Source organism: Azospirillum canadense, assembly GCF_025961225.1.
GTDB classification, from domain to species: Bacteria; Pseudomonadota; Alphaproteobacteria; order Azospirillales; family Azospirillaceae; genus Azospirillum; species Azospirillum canadense.
On record NZ_JAOQNG010000007.1, the window covers coordinates 811,752 to 838,173 of the forward strand.

25 protein-coding genes are annotated in these 26,422 nt (G+C 70.2%); 16 read left to right on the plus strand and 9 right to left on the minus strand.

The features are described 5' to 3' along the window. Positions 1-11 precede the first annotated feature (11 nt). From M2351_RS31400 to M2351_RS31435, 8 genes are all read right to left on the minus strand, one after another. Positions 12-1,217 (minus strand): ABC transporter substrate-binding protein, encoded by a 1,206-nt coding sequence (locus M2351_RS31400; protein ID WP_264659943.1) that lies wholly within the window; start codon positions 1,215-1,217, stop codon positions 12-14. Further along, positions 1,214-2,239, minus strand: coding sequence for an NAD(P)H-quinone oxidoreductase (locus M2351_RS31405; RefSeq protein WP_264660377.1), 1,026 nt, complete (start codon positions 2,237-2,239; stop codon positions 1,214-1,216). Before M2351_RS31405 ends, M2351_RS31400 begins: the two co-directional genes overlap by 4 nt. A 35-nt stretch (positions 2,240-2,274) precedes the next feature. Then, positions 2,275-3,051 carry an SDR family NAD(P)-dependent oxidoreductase gene (locus M2351_RS31410; protein WP_264659944.1) on the minus strand — a complete coding sequence of 259 codons (777 nt, stop codon included), beginning with the start codon at positions 3,049-3,051 and terminating at the stop codon, positions 2,275-2,277. Positions 3,052-3,114: 63 nt separating this feature from the next. Next, complete coding sequence (locus M2351_RS31415) at positions 3,115-4,092, minus strand: branched-chain amino acid ABC transporter permease (protein WP_264659945.1); 978 nt, start codon at positions 4,090-4,092, stop codon at positions 3,115-3,117. Positions 4,093-4,095: 3 nt separating this feature from the next. Next, positions 4,096-4,983: a branched-chain amino acid ABC transporter permease gene (locus M2351_RS31420; protein ID WP_264659946.1), complete on the minus strand. Its 888-nt coding sequence runs from the start codon at positions 4,981-4,983 to the stop codon at positions 4,096-4,098. Between the two features lie 15 nt (positions 4,984-4,998). Beyond that, entirely contained in the window at positions 4,999-5,721 is a 723-nt protein-coding gene (locus tag M2351_RS31425; protein ID WP_264659947.1) for an ABC transporter ATP-binding protein, read from the minus strand. Continuing rightward, positions 5,714-6,466 carry an ABC transporter ATP-binding protein gene (locus M2351_RS31430; protein ID WP_264659948.1) on the minus strand — a complete coding sequence of 251 codons (753 nt, stop codon included), beginning with the start codon at positions 6,464-6,466 and terminating at the stop codon, positions 5,714-5,716. Before M2351_RS31430 ends, M2351_RS31425 begins: the two co-directional genes overlap by 8 nt. 264 nt (positions 6,467-6,730) lie before the next feature. Beyond that, entirely contained in the window at positions 6,731-7,411 is a 681-nt protein-coding gene (locus tag M2351_RS31435; RefSeq protein ID WP_264659949.1) for a TetR/AcrR family transcriptional regulator, read from the minus strand. Between the two features lie 220 nt (positions 7,412-7,631). Here M2351_RS31435 and M2351_RS31440 point away from each other — a divergent pair, with 220 nt between their 5' ends. From M2351_RS31440 to M2351_RS31480, 9 genes are all read left to right on the plus strand, one after another. Beyond that, positions 7,632-9,626, plus strand: a complete 1,995-nt coding sequence (locus M2351_RS31440; protein ID WP_264659950.1) for an oxidoreductase — start codon at positions 7,632-7,634, stop codon at positions 9,624-9,626. Between the two features lie 250 nt (positions 9,627-9,876). After that, entirely contained in the window at positions 9,877-10,683 is an 807-nt protein-coding gene (locus M2351_RS31445) for an enoyl-CoA hydratase/isomerase family protein (protein ID WP_319801947.1), read from the plus strand. Between the two features lie 35 nt (positions 10,684-10,718). Further along, complete coding sequence (locus tag M2351_RS31450) at positions 10,719-11,627, plus strand: 3-hydroxyacyl-CoA dehydrogenase (protein WP_264659951.1); 909 nt, start codon at positions 10,719-10,721, stop codon at positions 11,625-11,627. A 2-nt stretch (positions 11,628-11,629) separates the two neighbouring features. Continuing rightward, positions 11,630-12,817: a thiolase family protein gene (locus tag M2351_RS31455; protein ID WP_264659952.1), complete on the plus strand. Its 1,188-nt coding sequence runs from the start codon at positions 11,630-11,632 to the stop codon at positions 12,815-12,817. A gap of 34 nt (positions 12,818-12,851) precedes the next feature. Next, positions 12,852-14,042, plus strand: a complete 1,191-nt coding sequence (locus M2351_RS31460) for an acyl-CoA dehydrogenase family protein (protein ID WP_264659953.1) — start codon at positions 12,852-12,854, stop codon at positions 14,040-14,042. Further along, entirely contained in the window at positions 14,039-15,124 is a 1,086-nt protein-coding gene (locus M2351_RS31465; RefSeq protein ID WP_264659954.1) for an acyl-CoA dehydrogenase family protein, read from the plus strand. Before M2351_RS31460 ends, M2351_RS31465 begins: the two co-directional genes overlap by 4 nt. A 51-nt stretch (positions 15,125-15,175) precedes the next feature. After that, positions 15,176-16,336 carry an acyl-CoA dehydrogenase family protein gene (locus M2351_RS31470; protein WP_264659955.1) on the plus strand — a complete coding sequence of 387 codons (1,161 nt, stop codon included), beginning with the start codon at positions 15,176-15,178 and terminating at the stop codon, positions 16,334-16,336. A gap of 24 nt (positions 16,337-16,360) precedes the next feature. Beyond that, a complete protein-coding gene (locus M2351_RS31475) occupies positions 16,361-17,161 on the plus strand; it encodes a crotonase/enoyl-CoA hydratase family protein (RefSeq protein ID WP_264659956.1) in 801 nt (266 codons plus the stop codon). Between the two features lie 123 nt (positions 17,162-17,284). Continuing rightward, positions 17,285-18,133 (plus strand): inositol monophosphatase family protein, encoded by an 849-nt coding sequence (locus M2351_RS31480; protein WP_264659957.1) that lies wholly within the window; start codon positions 17,285-17,287, stop codon positions 18,131-18,133. Between the two features lie 36 nt (positions 18,134-18,169). Here the strand turns inward: M2351_RS31480 and M2351_RS31485 are convergent, their stop codons facing one another. Continuing rightward, a complete protein-coding gene (locus M2351_RS31485) occupies positions 18,170-19,150 on the minus strand; it encodes a GntR family transcriptional regulator (RefSeq protein ID WP_264659958.1) in 981 nt (326 codons plus the stop codon). A 139-nt stretch (positions 19,151-19,289) separates the two neighbouring features. On the opposite strand from M2351_RS31485, the gene M2351_RS31490 reads away from it, so the two are divergent. Genes M2351_RS31490 through M2351_RS31520 form a run of 7 tightly spaced genes read left to right on the plus strand, consistent with a single transcriptional unit; the run spans position 19,290 to position 26,413 of the window. After that, the gene (locus tag M2351_RS31490; RefSeq protein WP_264659959.1) at positions 19,290-20,105 is read left to right on the plus strand and encodes an ABC transporter substrate-binding protein; all 816 of its coding nucleotides are present in this window, start codon (positions 19,290-19,292) and stop codon (positions 20,103-20,105) included. 35 nt (positions 20,106-20,140) lie between these two features. Further along, positions 20,141-20,875 (plus strand): amino acid ABC transporter permease, encoded by a 735-nt coding sequence (locus M2351_RS31495; protein ID WP_264659960.1) that lies wholly within the window; start codon positions 20,141-20,143, stop codon positions 20,873-20,875. A gap of 11 nt (positions 20,876-20,886) precedes the next feature. Beyond that, positions 20,887-21,654 (plus strand): amino acid ABC transporter ATP-binding protein, encoded by a 768-nt coding sequence (locus tag M2351_RS31500; protein WP_319801948.1) that lies wholly within the window; start codon positions 20,887-20,889, stop codon positions 21,652-21,654. A gap of 23 nt (positions 21,655-21,677) precedes the next feature. Then, positions 21,678-22,844, plus strand: a complete 1,167-nt coding sequence (locus M2351_RS31505) for a M20 family metallopeptidase (protein ID WP_264659961.1) — start codon at positions 21,678-21,680, stop codon at positions 22,842-22,844. Next, positions 22,841-23,977, plus strand: a complete 1,137-nt coding sequence (locus M2351_RS31510; protein ID WP_264659962.1) for a mandelate racemase/muconate lactonizing enzyme family protein — start codon at positions 22,841-22,843, stop codon at positions 23,975-23,977. Before M2351_RS31505 ends, M2351_RS31510 begins: the two co-directional genes overlap by 4 nt. Next, complete coding sequence (locus M2351_RS31515; RefSeq protein WP_264659963.1) at positions 23,974-25,146, plus strand: M24 family metallopeptidase; 1,173 nt, start codon at positions 23,974-23,976, stop codon at positions 25,144-25,146. The genes M2351_RS31510 and M2351_RS31515 overlap by 4 nt, the downstream gene beginning before the upstream one ends. Before the next feature lies 1 nt (position 25,147). Further along, positions 25,148-26,413: a glutamine amidotransferase-related protein gene (locus M2351_RS31520; RefSeq protein ID WP_264659964.1), complete on the plus strand. Its 1,266-nt coding sequence runs from the start codon at positions 25,148-25,150 to the stop codon at positions 26,411-26,413. Positions 26,414-26,422: the final 9 nt, after the last annotated feature.

Below are 26,422 nucleotides of genomic sequence, written 5' to 3' on the forward strand. Positions count from 1 at the left end.
TTCGCATTCGGTCAGCTCTTCAGGTGGCATTCGGTGCTGACCGGGCCGAAGGCCTCGTCCGCCGGGACGGTCTTCACCAGCTCGACGACGTCGAGCGGCCCGGTCATGGCCTCGCGCGGCTTGGCCTTCATCACGTACATGTCGTACATGACGCGGCCGTCCTCGCGGATCCAGCCCTTGCCGGTGACCGGGTCCTCGACCGGAATCCGGCGCATCTCGGCGATGACCTTGGCCGAATCGGTCGTGCCCGCCGCCTTCACCGCCTTCAGGTAATGCAGCACGCTGGAGTAGGTCGCCGCCTGGCTCTGCGAGGGAAGCGCGCCGCGCTGGTCCATGAAGCGCTTGGCCCAGGCCGTGGCCTGCGCGTCCCGGTTCCAGAAGAAGCTGGAGGTGTAGATCAGCCCCTTCACCGCGGCGTCCTCCAGCGCCCGGATCTGGGTGGTGTCGAAATAGAGCCCGACGATGCTCATGCCGCTCTCGCGGATGCCGAACTCGTTGGCCTGCTTCAACGCCGTCAGCGTGTCGTTGCCGGTGTTCGACAGCGCCAGCACCTTGGCGCCCGAGCTTTGCGCCTGCAGCAGGAAGGAGGAGAAGTCGGCGGTGTTGAAGGGGTGGCGGGCGATGCCGGCGACCGTGGCGCCCTTGGACTTCAGCACCTCGACCGCCGCCGCTTCCAGCGACTTGCCGCCGGAATAGTCGACGGTCAGCATGAACCAGGATTTCTCGGTCTGCGACACCACGGCCGCGGTGGTGCCGGCGATGGCGCGGGCGGTCGCCGTCCACAGGATGCCGGTCGGGGAGCAATCGGCGCCGACCAGGGAGTCCGCCGTGCCGCCGGCGATGACGTCCACCTTGCCGCGCTCCCGGGCGATGGCGCGGACGGCCAGCGCGACGGCGGAGTTCGACATGCCGGTGATCATGTCCACGCCGTCGCGGTCATACCATTCCCGCGCCTGGGTGCTGGCGATCTCCGGCTTGTTCTGGTGGTCGGAGGCCAGGAGCTTGACCGGCTTGCCCAGCACGCTGCCGCCGAAATCGTCGATGGCCATCTGCGCGGCCACCACCTTGCCCTTGCCCGACAGGTCGGCGGTGGGACCGGAAAGGTCGTCGAGCAACCCGATGATCACGCTGTCCCCGGCCGCCCGCGCGGTCCCGCCGGCGCAGGCCAGCAGCAGGCAGCCGGCGGCCACGGCCATGGTTGGTGCGCGCTTCGTCATGTCGTAGGTTCCTCCCCTGGTTTCTTGTCGGACGGGCGCCGGCCGGTGTGCAGCAGGATCTTGCCACGGTGGCGGCCCTCATGCATGTAGCGGTGGGCGGCGGCGGCATCGGCCAGGGCGAAGCCGCGGTCGAGCACGGCGCGCAGTTGACCGTCGGCGACCCGCGGCCACAGGTCGGCGCGTACGCCGGCGACGATGGCCGCCTTGTCGGCGGGGCTGCGCCCGCGCAGGGTCGATCCGGTGATGGTCAGCCGCTTGGTCATCACCGGGCGAAGCTCCGCGCAGACGCGCGAGCCGGCGATGAAGGAAATGTGGACAAGGCGCCCCTCGACCGCCAGCGCCTCGATGTTGCGCTCCAGATAGTCGCCGCCGACCATGTCGAGGATCACGTCGACGCCGCGCCCGCCGGTGGCGTCCTTGACGATCGCGACGAAATCCTCGTTTCGATGGTCGATGGCGCGGTCGGCGCCGAGTTCGGCGCACAGGGCCAGCTTGTCCGGGCTTCCGGCGGTCGCGAACACCCGGGCGGCGCTCAGGAAGCGGGCGGCCTGGATGGCGATGGTGCCGATGCCGCTGGCCCCGCCATGGATCAGGACGTTGTCGCCCGCCCGCAGCCGCCCACGCTCGACCAGGTTGGTCCAGACGGTGCAGAGCGCCTCCGGCAACGCCGCCGCCGTCGCGAGGTCCAGGCCGTCCGGCACCGGCAGGCACTGCGCCGCCGGCGCCGCGCAATACTCCGCGTAGCCACCCCCGGCGACCAGGGCGCAGACGCGGTCGCCCACGGCCAACCCCGCCACACCCGGACCGCAGGCGGCCACAAGCCCCGACACCTCCAGCCCCGGCAGGTCGGAGGCGCCGGGCGGCGGCGGGTAGAGCCCCTGCCGCTGCAGCAGATCGCCCCGGTTCATCCCGGCGGCGGCGACGCGGATCAGCACCTCCCCCTCCTTCGGGACCGGCACGGCGCGGGTCTCCGCGCGCAGCACCTCCGGCCCGCCGGGCTCCGTAATGGCGATGGCGATCATCCGGCCGGGAAGGCCGTCCACCGTAACGCCCGCCGTCACGCCGGTCGCTCCGGAAAGGCGGCGGCGTGGCGGTGGGTCACCGGCGGGCGGCCTTCCGGGTCCTTGAAGGCGATGGAGGTGCCGCCGCAGACGAACAGCACCTGCCCGGTGACGAAGCGCGCGGCGTCGCTGGCGAAGAAGGAAACCGCGTGCGCGACATCGTCCGGCGTGCCGATGAAGCCGACCGGGACCCCGTGCAGAAGCTTTTCCGTCATCGGGTGGCCGGGCGGGTTCGACACGTCGAACAGCGAGGTGCGGACCGGACCGGGCGCCACCACGTTGACCGTGATGCCGTCGCCGCCAAGCTCCAGGGCCCAGGTCCGCACCAGCCCGGACAGCGCCGCCTTGCTGGCCGCGTAGGCCGTCCGCCCCTCTTTGCCCAGCGCCGCGCGGCTGCCGATGACGACGATGCGCCCGACGCCTTGCCGGCGCATGGAGGGCAGCAGCACCTGCGTCAGCGCGACGAAGGCGCCGACGTTGACCGCGTAGACGCGGGCGAGTTCGGCCGCCGAAACCTCCGCCCCCGGCGCCAGCGGCGCGATGGCGGCGTTGTGGACGAAGCGGGTGACCGGCCGGTCGCCGACCGCCGCCGCCAGGGCCGCCGCGGCCGCCTCGGGATCGGCAAGGTCCAGCGGGACGTAGGCGGCGTGAAAGTCATGCTCCGGCGGCGTGCGCGACGCCACGATCACCTGATAGCCATCCTCGGTCAGCCGGCGCGCGATGCCCGCGCCGATGTTCCGGTTGCCGCCGGTGACGACCGCCCATTCCTTCATGATGTCTGTCCCGGATGTGGAGAAGTTGGGTAAAGGGAGACCGGCGCCATTCCGGCGCCATCGTCACTTCGGCCACCGCGCAAGCAGTTCGCCGACGATGCCCCGGCGGAAGACGAGGACGCAGACCACGAAGATACAGCCGATGACCACCGGCACCGGCAGGCTCGTGGCCGCGAGGTAGCTTTCCAGCGTGACGACCAGCGCCGCCCCGACCACCGGGCCGAACAGCGTGCCCATGCCGCCGAGCAGCGTCATCAGCACGACCTCGCCCGACATCTGCCACGTCACGTCGGTCAGCGACGCCAGCTGGAAGACCAGTGCCTTGGTCGCCCCCGCCAGCCCGGCGAGCGCCGCCGACAGCACGAAGGCCAGCAGCTTGTAACGCTCCGTCCGGTAGCCCAGTGAAATGGCCCGCGGCTCGTTCTCGCGGATCGCCTTCAGCACCTGGCCGAAGGGCGAGTTCACCGCGCGCCAGACCAGGGCGAACCCCGCCAGGAACACCGCCAGCACGCTGTAGTACATCGCCAGCGGGTCCATCAGGTCGATCACGCCGAACAGCATCCCGCGCGGCACCGCCTGGATGCCGTCCTCGCCGTGGGTGAAGGGAAGCTGCAACGCCAGGAAATAGATCATCTGCGACAGCGCCAGCGTGATCATGGCGAAGTAGATGCCCTGCCGGCGAATGGCGATGGCGCCGAAGACGAGCCCGAGCGCCGCCGCCACCAGGGTCGCGGCCAGCACCGCCAGCTCCGGCGGCAGCGCCCACGCCTTGGCCGCATGCGCCGCCACATAGGCCGCGGTTCCGAAGAAGGCGGCATGCCCGAAGCTCATCAGGCCGGCGAAGCCGATCAGCAGGTTGAAGGCGCAGGCGAACAGCGCGAAGCACAGCACCTTCATCAGGAACACCGGATACAGCGCAAAGGGAGCGGCCACAGCCAGCAGGAGCCCCGCCCCGACCAGCAGCGGCGTCCGCGCGCCCGTTCCGGCGGGCGCCCGCACCCCGGCCTCAACCCCAGTCTCGGCCCCAATTTGGGACGTCATGGATCAGCGCTCCCGTCCGAAGAGTCCGGCGGGCTTGATCATCAGCACCACCGCCATGATGACGAAGACCACGATGTTCGCGGCCTCCGGATAGAAGACCTTGGTCAGCCCCTCCAGCAGCCCCAGCCCGAGGCCGGTGACGATGGCGCCCAGGATCGAGCCCATGCCGCCGATCACCACCACCGCGAAGACCACGATGATCAGGTTGGAGCCCATCAGCGGGTTGACCTGATAAATCGGCGCGGCCAGCACCCCGGCGAGGCCGGCCAGCGCGACGCCGAAGCCATAGGTCAGCGACACCATCACCGGCACGTTGATGCCGAAAGCCTGCACCAGGGTCGGATTCTCGGTCGCCGCCCGCAGATAGGCCCCCAGCCGCGTCCGCTCGATCGCGTACCAGGTGCCGAAGCAGACCAGCAGCGAAAAGGCCACCACCCAGCCGCGGTAGGTCGGCAGGAACATGAAGCCCAGGTTGGAACCGCCCTTCAGCAGGTCGGGGATCGGGTAGGGCTGGCCGGACACGCCGTACTGGTGGCGGAAGATCCCCTCGAAGATCAGCGCCAGCCCGAAGGTCAGCAGCAGGCCGTAGAGGTGGTCGACCTTGTAGAGCCGGCGCAGCATGGTGCGCTCCAGCAGCAGCCCGATGGCCCCGACCATCAGCGGCGCCAGCACCAGCGCCGGCCAATAGCCGATGCCGGCGTGGGTCATCAGCAGCCACGCCAGGAAGGCGCCCACCATGTACAGGGCGCCGTGCGCCATGTTGACGACGTTCAGCATGCCGAAGATGACCGCCAGCCCCAGGCTGAGCAGCGCGTAGAAGGAGCCGTTGATCAGACCCAGCAGAAGCTGGCCGAACAGCGCCTGCGGCGGAATGCCGAGGAGTTGGACCATGAGGCGTTCTCCCGCTCACACACCGAGGTGGGTGTGGAGTTTGTCCATGTTGGCGTGGAGCTGGTCGTTGGGGATCATGTCGACGATCCGACCCTCCTCCATGACGTAGTGGCGGTCGGCGATGGTCGCGGCGAAGTGGAAGTTCTGCTCCACCAGGACGATGGTGAAGCCGCGCGCCTTCAGCGCCCGCACCGCCACGCCGATCTGCTCGATGATCACCGGGGCCAGACCTTCCGTCGGCTCGTCCAGCAGGATCAGGGTGGCGCCGGTGCGCAGGATGCGCGCGATGGCCAGCATCTGCTGCTCGCCGCCCGACAGCCGCGTGCCTTGGGTGCTGCCGCGGCCTTTCAAATTCGGGAACAGCTCGTAAATCTGCGGTACGGTCATGCCGCCCGGCTTGACCACCGGCGGCAGCGTCAGATTCTCGTCGACACTGAGGGAGGAGAAGATGCCGCGCTCCTCCGGCACATAGCCGATGCCGAGGCGCGGGATCCGGTGCTGGGCCATGCCGATCAGCTGCTGCCCCTGGAAGCGGATGGAGCCGCGGCGCTTTCCGACGATGCCCATGATGGAGCGCATGGTCGTGGTCTTGCCGGCACCGTTGCGGCCCAGCAGCGTGACCACCTCGCCCTGCCGCACGTCCAGCGACACGCCGTGCAGCACGTGGCTCTCGCCGTAGAAGGCGTGCAGGTCGCCCACCTCCAGCATCGCGGTCTTGGTGATCGAGCCGTCAGGCATGTCCGGTTCCCATGTAGGCTTCCATCACCTGGGCGTTCTTCGACACGACCTCGTAAGGCCCTTCGGCCAGGATCTCGCCGCGGCGGAGCACGGTGATGGTGTCGGACAGGTGGGCCACGACCGACAGGTTGTGCTCCACCATCAGCACCGTGCGGTCGGCCGAGACGCGCTTGATCAGGGCGGCGGTGCGCTCGATGTCCTCGTGCCCCATGCCGGCCAGCGGCTCGTCCAGCAGCATCACCTCCGGGTCGAGCGCCAGGGTGGTGGCGATCTCCAGCGCGCGCTTGCGCCCGTAGGGCAGCTCGGCGGCGGTGTGGTGCGCCCAGGGCGTCAAGTTCACCGCCTCGATCAGGTCCAGCGCTCGGCCGTGCAGGTCATGGAGCGTCGATCCGGACTTCCAGAAGTGGAAGCTGGTGCCGAGCGGGCGCTGCAAGGCGACCCGGACATTCTCCAGCACGCTGAGGTGCGGGAACACCGCCGAGATCTGGAAGGAGCGCACCAGCCCCATCAACGCGACGTCCGCCGGCTTCATGGCGGTGATGTCGCGGCCATCGTAGAGGATCTGCCCATGGGTGGGAGCGAGGAACTTGGTGAGCAGGTTGAACACCGTGCTCTTGCCCGCTCCGTTCGGGCCGATCAGCGCGTGGATGGTGCCGCGGCGAACCTGCAGGTTCACATCCCGAACCGCGACGAAGCCCTTGAACTCCTTCGTCAGGTTCCGCGCCTCAAGGATGATGTCGGTCAAGGGGATGTCCTCATGGCGATGAGGGTTGGGGCGATGAGGGTGGGTCGGAAGGACCGTTCGTCCGCCGTCTCGCCCAACCGGGCCCGAGTAGATCGGGTTCGGGGCGTGCCGCGAAACAGCGCGAAGCGCAGCGGATGTCTGTCGGCGATCCGATAAGGCGCCAAGTGCAAAAGCCCGGCGCCGGCATGCGTATCGATTGTCAGTCAAACGAACTGTAGAGGAGCCCCGGCGTGCCCGCAACAGGAATCATGCAGTTGTGATTTTTTACGACCGTCCAAGCTCGGCGGCGCGCGAGGCCGGCTGAAGCACGCTGACCAGGAATCCCTTCAAAAGCGCGAGTTGCGGCTCGAAGTCCACCTCCGGCCCCTCCTGGATTTTGCGCAGGGCGAAGCCGCGCAGCGTGTCGAGCACCATACGGCGCAGCCGCACCACGGTCGCCGTGTCGGCGGAGGAATCGGCGAACAGCCGCACCCATTCCAGGTCGCGGGTTTCCGTCACCTTGCCCAGCTTGGTCCGGATGCTCTGGTGCAGCCAGTCGCTGAAGCGCTCGTACAGGCGGATTTCCAGGGCCGCCACATAGTCGTCGCTGCCGAACACCTCCCAGTGCTGCTTGACGACGCGGTCCACCCGCTCGGCGATGGGCAGACCGACGAAGTCCGCCAGGTTCATTTCCCGGTCCATCCAGGCGGTGATTTCCTGGATGGCGGCGAAATAGATCTCCTCCTTGCTGACGAAATGATACTGCAGCGCCCCCCGCGACACGCCGGCGCGGTCCGCGATGTCCGGCGTGGTGACGCTGGCGTAGCCGCGCTCCCGCAGCAGGTCGATGGTGGCGCGCACCAGCTTGCGGCGCGTGGCGTTGCTCCGCTCCTGCTGCGGCTTGCGCTTGCCCGGACGCCCCTCGTCGGCGGAGTCCGCCGCATCGTCCTGGATCACCCGAACCATTCCAGACCGTCTCCATCCCGCCGAAACCGACCCGTGCATGAACAGGCGGCCGAGGCCGTCCGTTCGCAACGTGCAGGATCCTACCACACTTCATACAAGACCGTTGACGGCAAAAAAAGTCATATGTGATTGTATTTGGCGCCGGACGCCCGTTTGCTCTCCGGCCGGTCGCCATTTCCCGCCGGTCCCGCAGCACCGGCCCCCATCATCGGACAGGACGATGGAACCCGCATTCCCCCACCTCTTCTCGCCCGGTCGCCTGCGCGGCCTCCTGCTGCCGAACCGGCTGGTCATGGCGCCGATGGAGTCCAACATGGCCGCCGAGGATGGTGCGGTCTCGGACGCCATGCTCGCCTACTACGCCGCCCGCGCCGCCGGTGGGGTCGGGATGGTGATCGTCGAATACGCCTGCGTGGACCGCCCGCTCGGCCTCGGCGGGTCGCCGCAGCTGGCGATCGACGACGACTCGCTGATCGAGAGCCATCGCCGCCTGACCACCTCCATCGCCGCGCACGGCGCGCGGTCCTGCCTCCAGCTGTTCCACGCCGGGCGCCAGACCCTGCGCCGCTTCACCGGAGGACAGGCGCCGGTCGCGGCCTCCGCCATCGCCTGCCGCGTGTACCGGGAGGACCCGCGGGAGATCACCGCGGCGGAGATCGAAGACCTCGTTGAAAAATTCGGCAGGGCCGCGGCCCGCGCCATCGCCGCCGGCTACGACGCGGTGGAGATCCACGGCGCCCACGGCTACCTGATCGGCGGCTTCCTGTCGGGCGCGGCCAACCGGCGGACGGATGGCTACGGAGGATCGCTGGACAACCGCCTGCGCTTCCCGCTGGCCGTGGTGTCCGCCGTCCGCCGCGGGGCCGGCGAGGCGCCGGTGATCTTCCGGCTGTCCGCCGAGGAATTCGTGGAGGGCGGCACCACCCTGGAGGAGGCGGTGGAGATGGCGCCGCGGCTGGTCGCCGCCGGGGCCGACGCCCTGCACGTGTCGACCGGCACGGCCGAGCGGATGGACCGCAACGTCGACCCCGTGTCCGCCCCGCAGGGCTGGCGCATTCCCCTGGCCAAGCGGCTGCGGGCGGTGGCCGGCGTCCCGGTGCTGACCGTCGGCGTCATCCGCCAGCCGGAGGTGGCGGAGCGGGCCGTCGCCGACGGCTCCGCCGATTTCGTGGCGCTCGGACGCGCCCTGCTGGCCGACCCGCAATGGCCGGAGAAAGCCCGGCGCGGCGCCGTGGCCGACATCCGGCCCTGCACCTCCTGCAACTGGTGCGTCGACCAGCTGCTCGCCCACAAGCGGCTGGGCTGCGCCGAGAATCCGCGCACCGGGCGGGAAACGGAACCACCGATCCTGCGCACCGGCGACGGCCGGGCTGCCGCGGTGGTGGGCGGCGGCCCGGGCGGCATGGTGGCGGCGTTGCTGCTGCAGGACGCCGGCTTCCGCGTCACCCTGTTCGAGAAAGCGGACCGGCTTGGCCTCGGTCTGGTCGCCTCGGCGACGCCGCCGGGCAAGGACAAGTTCTTCTGGTACCGCGATTACCTCGTCCGCCAGCTGGAGCGGTCCGGCGTCGCCTTGCGGCTGAACAGCGACGCCGGGGTGGCCGACATCCTCGCCCTGCGGCCGGCGCTCGCCGTCATCGCCACCGGCGCCACCAACCGCCGGCTTCCGGCGGCGGAAACCGGCGCCGTTCCGGTCGGCTTCGCCCACGACGTGCTGACCGGAGCGGCAACGCTCGGCGACGGGCCGGTGGTCATCGTCGGCAGCGGCGAAACCGGGTGCGAGTGCGCCGAATATGTGGCGGAGAGCGGGCGCGACGTGCTGCTGGTGAGCCGATCTCCGGAACGGCGGCTGGCCCGCCGGGCGCAGTACGTCTACCGCCGGCAGCTGGTCGGCCGCTTGGAAAGCAACCCGCGCATCCGCATCGAGACCGGCGTGGAAATCGCCGCCATCGGGCACGATCACGTCATCCTCCGCGACCGCGAGGGAAAGGACCATCGGCGGGCCGCTGGGCAGATGCTTCTGGCGCTTGGCCGGACGCCGGACAACGGCCTCGCCGACGCGCTACGGGCAGCCGGCTTGCCGACCCACGTCATCGGCGACAGCCGGGAGGTCGGCCGCATCGGCGACGCGGTGCACGACGCCTACGCCGCGGTGCGCGAGGTCACCCGGTCCGGCGACGACGGACAGTCCGAACGGGTCACGGCGCTGTCCTGCTGACGGGACCCGCGCCATCGCCGTCGCGCAAGGCACAGCCGCTCCATTTGTTTTGCGCCGAAAGAAAAGTTTTCTCTATGGAGAAAAAACCGCTTGTGCCCAGGGATCGGCCAAGCTAGTGTAACGATGGCGGTACGGACAGTCCGCGCTACGCAGTGTTGTCGCAGCCGCGGAGAAGCGGCCCAGAGCGACAATGGCAGCGACGATGACGCAGCATCCGGCCGCCCCTCACGGATTTCCGGGACATATCCCCATGACCACCGACCCAGAGTCCCACGGCGACACCGCCGTCCTTGTCGAACGGCGCGGCGGAGTCGGCATCGTCACGCTCAACCGGCCCGAGGCGCTGAACGCCATCAACATGGCGGTGCGCCGCGGCCTGACCCAGGCCTGCCGCGATCTGGACAGCGATCCGGAGATCCGCGCCGTCCTGATCCGGGCGGCCGGCGACCGCGGCTTCTGCGTCGGCGCCGACATCAAGGAATTCCGGCCGGTCGACTCCGCCGTCGCCGCCCGCCGGGTTGACGGGTCGATCGCCTACGTCGACGCGGTGGCGGCGCTGACCAAGCCGGTGATCGCCGCCGTGCACGGCTTCTGCCTGGGCGGCGGCTTCGAGATCGCGCTGGCCTGCGACATCCGCATCGCCTCGGCCGACGCGCTGTTCGGCCTGCCGGAGATCAACCTCGGCCTCATCCCCGGCGCCGGCGGGACCCAGCGCCTGCCCCGGCTGATCGGGGCCGGCCGCGCGCTCGACCTGATGTTGACCGGAGAGCGCTTCGGCGCGGAGGAGGCGCTTCGGCTCGGCGTCGTCTCCCGCTTGGCACCGAACCGGGACGCCCTGGCGGAGCAGGCCCTGGCGCTGGCCGACGCCATCGCCGCCAAGCCGCCGACCGCCGCCGCCTTCGTCAAGGAAGCGGTGACCGCCGGCGCCGACCTCGACCTGAAGGCCGGGATCGCGCTGGAACGGACCCTTTTCACGCTGCTGCTGACCACCGAGGACCGGATGGAAGCCGCCGCCGCCTTTCGCGAAAAGCGCCGACCCGTCTTCAAGGGGCGCTGACCCGAGGTGAACCAACCCCCGAGGGGACTCAACCGATGTACGCAAGCATTCCAAACGACGCAAAAATCACCGTCGTCGGCGCCGGCATCATGGGCCGCGGCATCGCCCACGCCTTCGCGGTGCGCGGCTTCCCCACCGTGCTGTTCGACGTGAAGGCCGCCGCGCTGGACGACGCCCTGGGCAACATCCGCAAGATCGTCTCCGACGCGGTCGGGCTCGGCAAGCTGACGGAGGAGAAGGCGGAGCAGACGCTCTCCCTCATCACCCCGGCCAGCGACCTCCCCGCCGCGGCGGCCGGGTCCGCGCTGGTGGTGGAGACCGCCTCCGAACAGCTGGCGGTCAAGATCGACATCATCCGGGCCATCGACCCGGTGGTGGCGGCGGACGCGATCATCGCCACCAACACCTCGGCGCTCAGCATCACCGAGATCGCCGCGGCCTCCGCCCGGCCGGAGCGCGTCGCCGGCATGCATTTCTTCAACCCCGTCCACAAGATGAAGCTGGTAGAGATCATCCGCGGGCTGGCCACCGGCGACGCGGTGGTGGACCGGCTGAAGGCCTGGTCGGACGCGCTGGGCAAGACCTCCATCGTCGTCAACGAGGCGCCGGGCTTCACGACCAGCCGCATGTCGGCGATGCTCGGCAACGAGGCGATGTACATGCTGGAATCCGGCGTCGCCAGCGCCGAGGACATCGACACCGCGCTGCGCCTCGGCCTCGGCCACCCGATGGGGCCGCTGGAACTGGGCGACATGACCGGCTGGGACACCCGGCTCGCCGTGCTGCAATACCTCCACCAGTCGCTCGGCGAGAAGTTCCGGCCCTGCCCGTTGATCGCCAAGATGGTGAAGTCCGGCCGCACCGGCCGCAAGGTCGGGCACGGCGTCTACAAGTACGAGAACGGGGCGAAGGTGCCCGGGTCCGGCCTGCTGGGGAGTCCGTGATCATGCGTTCCAGTCCCACACGCGAAGTCGTCATCGTCGAGGCCGTCCGCACCCCCATCGGCCGTTTCCGCGGCGCGCTGTCCCCGGTGCGCGCCGACCATCTGGGCGCCCTCGTCCTCCAGACGCTCGTCCAGCGCGCCGGAATCGCGCCGGAACTGGTGGACGACGTGGTGTTCGGCTGCGTCACCCAGGTCGGCGAGCAGTCCACCAACCCGGCGCGCACCGCCCTGCTGAGCGCCGGCTGGCCGGCGACGATCCCCGGCATGACGGTGGACCGCAAGTGCGGCTCCTCGGAAGCGGCGGTCCACGCGGCGCTCGGCTCCATCGCGTCGGGCGAGTATGACGTGGTGGTGGCCGGCGGCGTGGAGAGCATGAGCCGCGTGCCGATGGGCGGCAACCGCGACGTCCACGGCAAGCCCTTCGGCTGGAAACTGCTGGAGGCCCACCCGCAGATCTCCCAGGGCGAGGCGGCGGAGCGCATCACCGACGCCTGGGGCCTGACCCGCGACGCCATCGACGACTACGCCATCGCCAGCCACCGCAAGGCGGCGGCGGCGGCCGACGCCGGTTTCTTCGACCGCGAAATCGTCCCGGTGCCGGTGGACGCCTGGAGCGAGCGCGACCTGCCGGAGACCGGCGTTACGGTCAGCCAGGATGAGACGATCCGCCGCGACACCAGCCGGGAAAAGCTCTCCACGCTGAAGACCAGTTTCCGCGAGAACGGCCGGATCACCGCCGGCAACTCCTCGCAGATCGCCGACGGCGCCGCCGCCCTGCTGCTGATGGCGGCGGAGGTCGCCGAGGCGCACGGGCTCAAAGCCCGCGCCCGCTTCCGCGCGGTGACGACGCTGGGCTCCGACCCGACCCTGATGCTGACGGGTCCGATCCCGGCGACCCGCCGGGTGCTGGAGCGCAGCGGGCTGGCGCTTGGCGACATCGACCTGTTCGAGGTGAACGAGGCTTTCGCCCCGGTCCCGATGGTCTGGCAGCGCGAATTCGGGGCCGACCCGGAGCGGCTGAACGTCAACGGCGGGGCCATCGCGCTCGGCCATCCGCTGGGGGCGTCGGGGGCGCGGCTGATGACCACGCTGCTGCACGAGCTGGAGCGGCGAAACGCCACCTTCGGCCTGCAGGCCATGTGCTGCGCCGGTGGGCTCGGCACCGCCACAATAATCGAACGGCTGGGCTGAGCCTCGCCCCGTCTCCTCCGTGCAGGAACCGCCCATGGAATCGCCCATGAAACCCTGGCCGCTCTGGGATACCCCCTTCTTCGAGGACCGCCACCGCGCCTTCGCCCGGACGCTGCTGGATCTGGAGCTTCCGGAGATCGACGAGGACAGCCGCGACCTCGGCGGCGTGAGCCGCGTCCTGGCCCGTGCCATGGGCGCGCAGGGGCTGCTCGACGTGGTCGTGCCGCCCGGCGCCGAAACGGGGAGCGCCAGCATCGACCTGCGCAGCGTTTGCCTGGCGCGCGAGGTGCTGGCCTATCGCTTCGGCGATCTGGCGGATTCGGTCTTCGTCATGCAGGGCATCGGAACCGCCGCGCTGTGGCAGACGGGGTCGGCCGACCTGTGCCGCCGTTATCTTCCCGCGGTGCGTCGGGGCGAGGCCATCGCGGCGCTGGCGTTGACCGAGCCGGAGACCGGGTCCGACGTCGCCAACATCACCACCAGGGCCGAGCGGGACGGCGAAGGCTGGCGCATCACCGGCGAGAAGACCTTCATCTCCAACGCCGGCTTCGCCGACCATTACGTCGTCATCGCGCGCACCGGGGAGGCACCGGGCGCCCGCGGCCTGACCGCCTTCCTGGTCGGCGCCGACGCGCCGGGCCTGACCGCCGGTCCGCCGATCGACTTCATGGCTCCCCACCCGGCCGCTCCGCTGCGCCTCGACGCCGTTCCCGTCGCCCCGGACCGGGTCATCGGCGCGCCCGGCCAGGGCTTCAAGGTGGCGATGGCGACCTTCGACGTCTTCCGCGCCTCGGTCGGCGCGGCGGGCATCGGCGCCGGCCGGCGGGCGCTGGACGAGAGCCTCGCCCGCGTCACGACCCGCAGGCTGTTCGGCCGCGCCATGGCCGACATGGACGGCGTGCAGACCAAGCTGGCCGACATGGCGACCACGCTGGAGCAGGCGGCGCTCTGCGTCTACCGCGCCGCCTGGGCCAAGGACAGCAGCGGCGGGCGCTGCACCCGCGACGTCTCCATGGCCAAGCTGGCCGGCAGCGAGGCCGCGCACAGCGTGGTGGACGCCGCGGTCCAGCTGTTCGGCGGGGCCGGCGTCGCCCGCGGCAGCGTGGTGGAGCGGCTGTACCGCGAGGTGCGGCCGATGCGCATCTACGAGGGCGCCTCGGAGGTGCAGAAGCTCGTGATCGCCCGCGACCTCATCAAGAGCCACACGCAGGAGTCCGGCCAATGACCGACAGCATCCTGGCCGACACCGCCCGGCGGCTCTTCACCGACCGGGTCACGCCAGAGGTCCTGCGGCGCGCCGAAGAGGGCCACGGCGAGGGCCACTGGCCGGCCGATCTTTGGACCGCGATCGAGGAGATGGGGCTGGGCCTCGCCCTGGTGCCGGAGGAGGCCGGCGGCTTCGGCGTCGACATGGTGGAAGCGCTTGAACTCGTCCGCATCGCCGGCTCCTTCGCGGCGCCGGTGCCGCTGGCCGACAGCATGCTGGCCGGCTGGCTGCTGGCCGGCGCCGGGTTGGAGGTGCCCGCTGGCCCTCTGACCGTGGCCCCGCCCCACACGGGAGAGCCGGCGCCGGTCCTGATCCGCCGCAACGGCGGCTGGCACCTGTCCGGGTCCGTCCGCCGCGTCCCTTGGGGCCGCAGCGCGGCCGCCGTCGCCCTGCTCGCCGAGTATGATGGCCAAATTTGCGTCGTCCGCCTTGACGCCGGGGACTGGCGCGTCGCCGAACCGGGCCGCAACATCGCCGGTGAGGAACGCGACGACCTGCGCTTCGACACCGCCCTGGCCGGCGACCGCGTCGCCCCGGCGCCGAAGGGATTGGGCGCCGGCACCCTGCACGCCATGGGCGCCACCCTGCGCAGCCTCGCCATGGCCGGCGCGATCGAGCGGGTGCTCGACCTGACCGTGCAGTATGTCGGCGAACGCGTGCAGTTCGGCCGGCCGCTCGGCAAGTTCCAGGCGGTGCAGCAGAATCTCGCGGTGCTGGCCGGGCAGGCCGCCGCTGCCGGAGCCGCCGCCGACGGCGCCGCCGAGGCCTTTGCCGATCTGGCCTCCGGCGTCCCCTGCCCGCTGCCGGTCGCCGCGGCCAAGCTGCGCTGCGGAGAGGCCGCCGGAATCGCCGCATCCATCGCCCACCAGATGCATGGCGCCATCGGCTTCACGCACGAGCATGCCCTGCACCACCTGACCCGCCGGCTGTGGTCCTGGCGCGACGAGTACGGCAACGAGGCCTCCTGGGCAATGCGGCTCGGCCGGCAGGTCGCGGCGGCCGGGGCCGACGGGCTTTGGCCGCTCGTCACCGCCGCCTGACCCTCCGCCGCCCGCCCGAGAGACCCCGCCCGAGAGACAGGGACAACCACCATGCCCCGCATCGCCTTTCCGCCCCCGCCCTCCAGCGACGCCACCGAGGCGTTGCGCGCGGAGGTCCGCGACTTCCTGAGGACCGAGCTGGCCGACCGTCCGCCGCGCCGCCGCGCCGATTCCTGGAACGGCTTCGACCGGGCGTTCAGCCGCAAGATGGGCGAGCGCGGCTGGATCGCTATGACCTGGCCCAAGCGCTACGGCGGGCACGAGCGCAGCGCGCTGGAACGCTACGTCGTGCTGGAGGAGATGCTGGCGGCCGGCGCGCCCGTCGCCGCCCACTGGATCGCCGACCGCCAGAGCGGCCCGCTGCTGCTGAAGAACGGCACCGAGGAACAGCGGCTGAGCATCCTGCCGCGCATCGCGTCCGGCGACTGCACCTTCTGCATCGGCATGAGCGAGCCGGACTCCGGCTCCGACCTCGCCGCCGTGCGCACCCGCGCGGTGCCGGTGGCAGAGGACGAGGGTGGCGGCTGGCGGGTCAACGGCACCAAGCTGTGGACGACCTACGCCCACCATGCCCAGTACATGATCCTGTTCTGCCGCACCGACGGCGGGGCGGAGGACCGCCAGGGCGGCACCAGCCAGCTTCTGGTCGACCTGTCCACCCCCGGCATCACCATCCGCCCCATCCTGGACCTGTCCGGCGCGCACCACTTCAACGAGGTGGTCTTCGAGGACGTGCTGCTGCCCGAGGACGCGCTGATCGGCCGGCGCGGCGACGGCTGGAACCAGGTGATGAGCGAACTGGCCTTCGAGCGCAGCGGGCCGGAGCGCTTCCTGTCCTCCATGGCCCTGCTGACCGAGCTGGTGCGGGCGCTGGGACCGTCGCCGTCGGGCCACGCCGCCATCGCGCTCGGCCGGCTGGTCGGCCACCTGATCGTGCTGCGCCGTCTGTCGCGCTCGGTCGCCGACATGCTGGACAAGGGCGAGAACCCGGCGCTCCAGGCCTCGCTGGTCAAGGATCTCGGCGCCCTGTTCGAGCAGGAGATCCCGGAAATCGCCCGCCAGCTGGTCGAGGCCGAGCCGGACCTGGACTCCACCCGCGAGTTTTCCGCCGTTCTGGCCCACACGGTGATGAACGCGCCGGCCTTCTCGCTGCGCGGCGGCACGCGGGAGATCCTGCGCGGCATCATCGCGCGCGGCCTCGGCCTGCGCTGAACGAAAACACCGGAGGATCCACCGATGAGCGCTCCAATCCTATACGAGATCGAAGACGGCATCGTCACCCTGACGCTGAACCGGCCGGAGCTGCGCAACCCCATTTCCGACCCCGACATGGTCGACGCGATGGTGGAGGCGCTCGACCGGCTGAACGACGACCCGGCGGTGCGGGTCGCCATCGTGACCGGCACCGGCAGCGCCTTCTCCTCCGGCGGCAACCTCAACACCATGCGCGAAGGGGGCGGCCTCAACGACGCGCTGCCGGCGCGCACGCGCCGCAACTACCAGCGCGGCATCCAGCGCATTCCGCTGGCCTTCGAACGGCTGGAGGTGCCGGTCATCGCCGCGGTGAACGGCCCGGCGATCGGCGCCGGCTGCGATCTCGCCTGCATGTGCGACCTGCGCATCGCGTCGGAATCCGCGCGCTTCGCCGAGAGCTTCGTCAAGGTCGGCATCGTGCCGGGCGACGGCGGGGCTTGGCTGCTGCCGCGCGTCGTCGGCTTCTCCAAGGCCTGCGAGATGGCCTTCACCGGCGACCCCATCGACGCCGCGGAGGCGCTGGCCTGCGGCCTTGTCTCCAAGGTCGTGCCGGCGGCCGAGCTGTTGCCGGCGGCCCGCGCCCTTGCGCGGCGGATCGCCGTCAATCCGGTCCACGCCGTGCGCATGACCAAGCGATTGTTGCGCGAGGGCCGGCACGTCCGCATGGACACGTTGCTGGAGATGTCCGCAGCGATGCAGGCGCTGGCCCACGCCACGGCCGACCACCGCGAGGCCGTCGACGCCATGCTGTCCAAACGCCCTCCGACGTTCACGGGCGAATGAGCACGGTTTTTTTAGAGTGTGTTTGTCGTGGGCCCCTGCCCGCGCAATCACTCCGCGTTCCGGGCGTTTCTGGTCAAACTGCGAGCTTGCCAAGGCGACGACTCTGCACGACGATCAGGGACTATGACGATCTTCACACTTTCTGACGCTCTTCGGATCGGTGAGATCCTGTCCCAGGCATCCCTGACCGAGATCACGCCCCGGTTTGGTGAGCTGGCTGCCGGACAGGTGCGTGAGAAATCGTCGCGGTTCGACGTCGTCACAGACGCCGATGAGGCGGCCGAGCGCGCGATCTCCACCGCGCTTGAGACCGCCTACCCTGGGGCGGTCGTTGTCGGCGAGGAGGCCACCGCCAAGACCCCTGCCCTGCTCGACGCGATCGGCACCGCCGACTTGGCCTTCGTGCTCGACCCGCTCGACGGCACCAAGAACTTCGCGTCCGGGCTGCCGCTGTTCGGCGTCATGATCGCGGCGACGGTGCGGGGAGACGTGGTGTTCGCCGCCATCCACGATCCGGTGTGCCGCAACACCGCCTACGCGCTCAGGGGCGAGGGGGCGTGGCTCCAGGCCGAGGGCGGCGCGCGGACCGACCTGAAGGTTGCTGCCGCGGTGCCGGTCCGGGAGATGCACGCGATCATCGGAACGAATTTCCTGCCGGAGCCCCTGCGCACGACCGTCAACGGCAACCTGTCGCGATTGGGCATGAGCGCGTGGCTGCGGTGCGCCGCGCACGAATACCGGATGGCTGCGGCGGGACATTGCGACGTCTTGTTCTACAACAAGCTGATGCCTTGGGACCACGCCGCGGGCTGGCTGCTCCACCGCGAGGCCGGCGGCTACAGTGCCCACTTCGACGGCACCGCCTACCACCCGACCCATGTCACCGGCGGGCTTATCTGTGCCCCGGATGAAACGAGCTGGCACCTTGTCCGCGAGGCGCTGCTGGATCGGCGGCCCGCTCCTCTGACGTAAGCGCGCGCGATGCAGGGTGGTCCGCCCGATGCCGCTCTAGCTTATAGAGCGGTTTTGGCGCGACTGAGCCATCGCTGTTGCCGATGCCCGCATGAGGTGGTCCCGCAAAATCTCCGCCGCGGCGGCATGGTCGGCGCGCTCCAGCGCTTCGATGACGCGCAGATGCTCGCCGCACCATTCGCGGATGCGGGTGCTGTTGGAATAGCCCTGGTATTCGAACAGGCGGCGCATCTTGTTCTGCTGCTGAACCGCCTGGAGGAAGAAGGGGTTCCCCGACGCCTCCGCGATCGTCTCGTGGAACTGCGAGTCGAGCATGAAGAGGTCCCGCCCTGGAACCACCTCGTGCTGCGACTGCTCAATTATAAGGCTGTGCCGGTCCTTCAGCTGGCGCAGCAGGCCACGGTCCATGCGGAAGCTGTCCAGCAGGATGCCCGCCGGCTCCAGCGTGATGCGCAGGTCGTAGCTCGCCCGCAGCGAGGATTCCGAATCCAGGCTGGGCAGGAACAGCCAGTTCTGGCCCTTGCGCGTGATCAGCCCCTCGTCGGCCAAGCGGTTCAGGACCGGCCGGAGGGAGCCGCGCCCGATGGCGTAGCGCTTGGTGAGCATGACTTGGTTGACGGTCGCCGGCAACTCCCCCGACAGGCGGTCGCGCAGGATGTCGAGATAGGCTTGCTCGTCGATCAGGGGCGGCACGTCCAGCGTGGTCCCCAGCAACTCCCGCCCGTCCTTCAGCAGGCGATAGCCGCGGTTCGGGATGGCGGCGACGATCTTCCGGTCGGCCAGCAGGCGCAGCGCCGCGCGCACCGGCGTGCGGGACACGCCTAATATTTCGGCAAACTGCTGCTCTTTTAGGTGATGCCCAACGCTGAGGCGTTCCTCGACGGCAACCGCGAGTATCTTGTTGGCGAGCGCCAGTTGGACCGACCGCGCCGCCGCCTTGCGGTCCCGGGGCTGGCCGGACTTGGTGTCGGCGCCGGGAAGGGGGCTCGCTTCGACGGTTGAATTCGGCTGCTTCACGATTTCGGCCCGGAACTTGCTTAGACCCTGCACTACCAATCGCACGCATCACCGATTGTGTCCAGGGTTGACACCGGCGTCTGCGTGCTGTGAACTGTACAAGTTGCGTCAATCTGAACAATGTAGGAGCGCGCACCCCATGCATCACCTGCTCTCCGCCACCGCCGCCCTGCTGCTCGCCGGCGTCGTCAGCACCGCCGCCCAGGCGCAGACCGCAACGGCCTCTTTCGTGCAGCCGGGGAAGCTCACCTACGGCGTGGCCGCGACCTTCGCGCCCTTCGAGTTCCAGGGCACGGACGGCTCGCTCAAGGGCTTCGACATCGACCTGGGTGAAGCGCTGGCCGCGAAGATGGGCGCCTCCGTGGCGCCGCTGAACATGGAGTTCAAGGGCCTGATCCCGGCGCTCCAGGGCGGCCGGATCGACGTGATCAACTCCGCCATGTACATCAACGAGGAGCGCGCCAAGCAGGTCGACTTCGTGCCCTACCTGCGCGTCGGCAACGAGGTGCTGGTGCGCAAGGGCAACCCCGCCGGCATCACCGGCCGCGACGACAGCCTGTGCGGCAAGAAGGTGTCGGTCACGCTGGGCGGCATCCAGGAGACCTACGCGCGGGAAGACAACAAGCGCTGCACCGACGCCGGCCGCCCCGCCGTCACCATCCTGACCTTCCCGACAGCGCAGGATTCCGCGCTGGCGCTGCGCCAGGGCCGGTCGGACGCGCATCTGGACAGCACGCCGGGGGCGGTGATGCTGGTCCAGAAGGTGCCGGACACCTTCCAGATCGTCGGCACCTCCTTCAACACCGACACCCAGATCGGCGTCGCCGTGCGCAAGGGCGACGCCGCCATGCGCCAGGCGATCGAGGCCGCACTCCAGGCCGTGGTCAAGGACGGCACCTACCAGACCCTGATCAAGAAATACGACCTGCCCCAGACCGTGGCGCTGCTGAAGTAACCCATTCCCCAGCGGCAAGGCCGACGGAGACACCGATGACGATATCCCTGTCCCTCATCCTGGAATACCTCGTGTCGCCCGTGTTCGTGCAGGGCGCGGTCACGACCCTGCTGATCACGGTCTCGTCCATTCTGTCGGGGGTCGTCATCGGTCTCCTGCTGGCCCTGATGCAGGAATCGCGCTTCGGCGCGATCCGCGGCGGGACGACGCTGTACCTCTGGCTGTTCCGCGGGACGCCGGTTCTGTTCCAGATCATCTTCGTGTTCAACGTGCTGCCGTCCTTCGGCATCATCCTGTCCGGCTTCGTCAGCGGCGTGCTCGCCCTGTCGCTGAACGAGGGCGCCTACATGGCCGAGATCATGCGGTCCGGTCTTCAAGCCGTGAAGCGCGGGCAGAAGGTTGCCGGCCGCGCGCTGGGCATGACCGAATGGCAGGTGCTGCGCTTCGTGGTGCTGCCTCAGGCCGCGCGCGTGATCCTACCGCCGGTCGGCAACCAGCTGATCGGCATGATGAAGCTGAGCGCCCTGGTCTCCGCCATCGCCGTGCAGGACCTGCTGCTGGCGGCAAACCAGACGGCCAGCGCCGACTTCCATTACTTCGAGGCGCTGACCGCCGCCGGCATCTACTACCTGGCAATGACCACGGTGTTCATGGTGTTGCAGGCAGCGCTGGAACGCCGCCTTGCCACCCGCCGCCGCTCCGCAAACCCGCCGGTGTCCCTGACGCGCCGCCTGATCGGCATGACCGGCGCGCAATCCGCCGTTCGTTGAGGAATATCCCCATGACTGGTCAAGTTCAGGCCCAAACTGCGACCGCGGCGCCGCTGCTGAGCCTTGAGGCGATCGACAAATCCTACGGCTCCATGCCGGTGCTGAAGGGCTGCTCGCTGGAGGTCGCGCGCGGCGAGACGGTGGTGCTGATCGGCCCCTCGGGCTCCGGCAAGTCGACGCTGCTGCGCTGCGTGAACCTGCTGGAATCGATCAACGCCGGCCGCATCGTCTTCAACGGCGCGGAGATCGCCGACACCCACGCCGAGGCGCCGAAGCTGCGCCGGCGCATCGGCATGGTGTTCCAGAACTTCGAGCTGTTCGGCCACCTGTCGGCCATCGAGAACATCATGCTGGCCCCCGTGCGCGTGCTCGGCCTGTCCCGCGCGGACGCCCACGACATCGCCCTGTCGCTGCTGAAGAAGGTGCACATCCCCGACAAGGCCGACCATTACCCGGACGAGCTGTCGGGCGGGCAGCAGCAGCGCGTCGCCATCGCCCGCGCGCTGGCCATGAAGCCGGAGCTGATGCTGTTCGACGAGCCGACCTCCGCGCTTGATCCCGAAATGATCCGCGAGGTTCTGGACGTGATGGTCGAGCTGAGCCAGGAGGGCATGACCAGCCTGGTCGTGACCCACGAGATGGGCTTCGCCCGCCGCGCCGCCGACCGCGTGGTCTTCATGGAAAAGGGCGAGATCGTCGAGAACGCCCCCGTGGAGGTCTTCTTCTCCGGCTCCGGCAACCCGCGGTCCCAGAAGTTCCTCAGCCAGATCCTGCACTGACCCCCATCATTCGGACCCCCGCCATGCTGAACCATCCCGACCGCGCCCGCATGACCGGCGACCTGGAGCGCCTCGTCGCCTTCAACACGGAAAACCCGCCGGGGCGCGAGGTCGAGGCCGCGCGCTTCCTCGCCGACCGCCTCCATGAGGCGGGATTCGACATCTCGCTCAGCGAATTCATGCCCGGCCGCGTCAATATGGTGGCGCGGCTGGACAACGGCCCCGGCCCGGTCTTCGCCTTCAACTCCCACATCGACACGGTCCCGGCCGGCGGCGGCTGGACCAGCGACCCGTTCCGCTTGGTGGAGCGCGACGGCCGGCTAGTCGGGCGCGGGTCCTGCGACGCCAAGGGGCCGATCGCCGCGATGGTCGAGGCGCTGCGGATGATGGCGGCGGCGCGCTCCTCCTGGTCGGGCACGCTGCTGGGCGTCTTCGTGGCGGACGAGGAGACGGAGAGCCGCGGCGCCAAGAGCTTCGCCGCCGGCCGCCCGCGCATCGACCAGGTGGTGATCGGGGAGCCGACGTCGAACACCACCTTCACCGCGCACAAGGGCAGCCTGCGTCCCATCGTCCGCGTGCACGGCGTCATGGCCCATTCCGGCACGCCGCACCTGGGCGAGAACGCCATCTACAAGGCCGGCAAGCTGCTGGGCCTGATCGAGCAGCATCACGAGACCTGCGTCTGCAAGCGCTGCCACCCCTTGGTCGGCAGCGCCAGCCTGACCGTCACGCGCATGACCGCGGGCATCGCCGACAATGTGGTGCCCGACGCCTGCGACCTGATGCTCGACCGCCGCATGGTGCCCGGCGAGGACGAGGAGGCGGTGAAGCGCGAGCTGTACGCCCTGCTCGACACCGCCAAGCACGAGTTCGGCGTGCGGGCGGAGATCATCGCCTTCCAGCCGACCACCGGCGGCCCGACCGAGACTGCGATTTCGGAACCCATCGTCAAGGCCTGCATGGATTCCGCCGGGGAAAACGGCTACCCGCACGACGCGCCCCAGGGCTTCCAGGGCGGCTGCGACCTCGTCCATTTCCGCTCCCTGGGGGCGGTCGGCACGGTGCTCGGGCCGGGGTCGCTAGCCGTGGCGCACAAGCCAGACGAGTTCGTGCCGATCGAAGAGTTCGTCGGCTCGGCCCGCATTTACGGCGACGTCGCCCTGCGCATGCTGCGGAGTACGGCAGCGTGACGGGCGGCATGAAGGCCGTCCTGTCGACCGCCGCCCTGACCTACGGGCCGGGGGTGGCGCTGCACACGGCGTCCTCCGGCGCCATCCCGCACCTGTCGGCCCTCTACCTGCGCCTGACGGCGCCGGACGGGATGGAGGGGCTGGGGGAGGTGCGGACCAACATCGCCTACCTCAACGGCTATGAGGAAGCGGTCGTGCTGGAGGCCGCCCGCGTCGCGGTGGTGGAGACGGACTGGAGCCGGCCGGCGGAGTTGCTGCTGGCCGAACTGGACGACCGCGGCTGGATCGCCCCGGTGCGGACCCTGGTCGATTGCGCGCTGCACGACCTGCTGGCCCGCCGGGCCGGGGTCACGATTGCTCGTTGGTTGGGGGCGCGCTGGCTGGGGGCGGAGGACGCGGGCGTGACGGCTTGGCCGACCAACCAGACTCTGTTCTGGTCGGGTTACGACGCTCTGCTCGCCAACGCAGAGCGCTACGTCACCCGCGGCTTCGCCGACCTGAAGCTGCGCGTCGGGGTGGCGGGCTTCGACGAGGATCTGCGCCGGCTCGCGGCTCTGCGCGACCGCTTCGGCGACCGCATCAAGCTGGCGGTGGACGCCAACGGCGCCTGGAGCGCCGAGGAGGCGCCGGAACGGCTGGCGGCGCTCGCCCGCCATGGCGTCGCCTACGCCGAGCAGCCGATTGCCGCCGGCGACTGGGATGCCATCGCCCGGCTGGGCGAGACCAGCCCGGTGCCTGTCATGCTCGACGAGAGCGTGGCAGGGGACGAGGCCATCGACCGCGTCATCGCGCTCGGCGGCCGTGCCAAGGGAAAAATCTGGGCGCATCTGAAGCTGGTCAAGATGGGCGGCATCGGCCCGACCGTCGCGGCGGCGCGCCGCCTGTCGGCGGCCGGCGTGCCCTTCATGATCGGGCAGATGAACGAAGGGGCGGGGGCCACCGCCGCCACGCTCCAGGTCGCCATCGCGACACGCCCGCGCTTCGCCGAACTCTACGGGGCCGACGGGCTGACCAACGATCCGGTCGCCGGCCTCACCTACGCCGACGGTTCGGTCGCCCACGGCGGCGGCCCCGGCCTCGGCGTCACCTTCACCGCTTCCACGTCAAACGACCTTCTGGAGATCGCAGCATGAGCGCCCTTGGTTCTGTTCGGCAGGGACAGGAATCGGCCTTCCCGCGCGAGGAGTACGACGCGCGCCAGACCGCCGTCCGCGCGGAACTCGCCCGCCGCGGCATCGACGTGATGATCGTCACCGGGCCGGAGAACATCTTCTACCTGACCGGCCAGCAGACGCCCGGCTACTACACCTTCCAGGCGCTGCTGCTGCCGGTGGAGGGCGACGCAACCTTCATCGTCCGCCGGCTGGAATACTTCAACTTCATCGCCAACACCTTCATCCCCGACGCCATCGTCTACGACGACGGCACCGACCCGGTGTCGCTGCTGGTCGACGTGGTCGGCCAGCGCGGCTGGGGGTCGAAGCGGGTCGCCATCGACAAGCGCGGCTGGTTCCTGCCCATCGCCGTCTATGAGGCTCTGTCGGCGCGGCTCGGCAACGTGCTGGACGCAGCCGGGGTGGTGGAGACCTTCCGCGCCGTGAAGTCGCCGCTGGAGATCGAAAAGCTGGCGACCGCCGCCACTTACGTCGACGCCGGCCTGCGCGCCGGCATGGCCGCGGTGAAGGCCGGGGCGACGGAGAACGACCTCGTCGCCGCCATGATGGGCGCCGCCATCGCCGCCGGGTCGGAGTATGTGGGCATGGAGCCGCTGGTCTCCAGCGGTCCGCGCTCCGGCGTTCCGCACGGCACTTGGCGCCGCCGCCGCATCCAGGACGGCGACCCGGCCTTCCTGGAGATGGCCGCCTGCCACGACCGCTACCACGCGGCGCTGATGCGCAGCGCCTGGGTCGGCGCGGTGCCGAAAGCGGCGGTGGACATGATGGCGGTGTGCCAGGACGCGCTGTCCGCGGCCATCGACGCCATCCGCCCGGGCGAGACCTGCGAGAGCGTGCACGCCGCCTGCCAGGAGGTGATCGACAAAGCCGGCTACACCGACGCCTTCAAGAAGCGCACGGGATATTCGGTCGGCATCTCCTTCGCGCCGGACTGGGGCGAGGGCGGCATCCTCAGCCTCTACACCGGCGTCACCACCCTGCTGAAGCCGGGCATGGTCTTCCACATGCCGCCGGCCCTGCGCATCTACGGCGAGTTCACCGTGGGCGTCAGCGAGACCGTGGTGGTGACGGAGACGGGCTGCCGCGTGCTCGGCAGCGTGGACCGCGCCCTGTTGCGGGTGGCGTGACATGCCGCAGCTCCTGCTCGTGACCCACGAGACCGATGAGCCGGCGCTGGACGGCGCCGTCGCGGGCCTGCTGGCGGTGCGCTTCGGCGCGCGGCTGCGCCGGTTGCGCGGCGGGCGCGACCTGCCCGGCCTCGACGTCCGGCAGCATGTCCTGGCGGGCGGCGGCTTGGCGGCGAACGGTCTCCTGTGGGCCGAGCGGGCGTCCGGGCAACCCGTGGACGCCGGGGTCGAGATCGCCGGCCCCGGCGATCTACCGGCGGACGGTCTCCTGCCGGACCGGTCCGTCGCCGTCGCGGTGAATCCCCAGGTCACCGGCGACGGATCCACCGCGGCGCTCCGCGCCGAGGCCGAACGGCGCGGCTGGCCGGTGCGCACCGTCCAGGTCGTGCCGGATGGGGAAAGGCTGGTTGCCCTGGTCGACGGCCGGATCGATGGGGCGGAGGAGGTGGGGCGCTGGCAACGCGACGGCTTCGGCCGTCCGATGCCGGCCGGTACGCCGGCTCCGGCCTCTGACCGACCGGCGCTGCGAATCGTGATCCTCGGCACCGAGGCCTACCACCGCCGCCAATATCCGGCGGCCCTCGCCGCGCTCGGCGACGCGGCGGATGATCTGGGCCTCGCGGTCGTGGTCCGCTTCGTGGCGCCCGACGATCTGGCGGCGCTGCGAGCCCTCGTGGAAGGAACGATGGGGCGCGTGGACGGGATCCTGCTCCCCGGCGGCTCCGACATGGGGCAGGTGGAGGGGCAGATCACCGCGGCCCGCCTCGCGCTCCGCCGCGACCTTCCAACGGCCGGCCTTTGCCTCGGCATGCAGAGCATGGCGACCGCCGCGCTGCGGGAGCGGCTGGGGCTGGAGGAGGCCTGCCTGGCCGAAGCCAACCCCGCCGCCCCGGTCCACAGCATCGTGCCCCGCCCGGACGGCGAGGGCGGGCGGCACCGGCTGGGCGACGACGCCACGGACTTGATGCCGGCCAGCCGCCTCGGCCAGCTCTACGGCCGCGCCCGGACGGTCGAGCGCTACAACCACCGCTATGTGCTGAACCCGGCGCTGGTGCCCGACCTGGAGCGGGTGGGGGTGAGCGTGCCGGCCCTGTCGGCCACCCACGGCACCGCCGACGCCGTGGAGGTCGCCGACCATCCCTTCTTCATCGGCATGCAGGGCCATCCGGAGCTGAACAGCGCCCCCGGCCGGGCCCACCCGTTGCTGCGCGGCTTCCTGCGGGCGGCGGCCGGCCGCTCCCGCAACCCCTCACGATCCCATAGATAAGGAACGTTT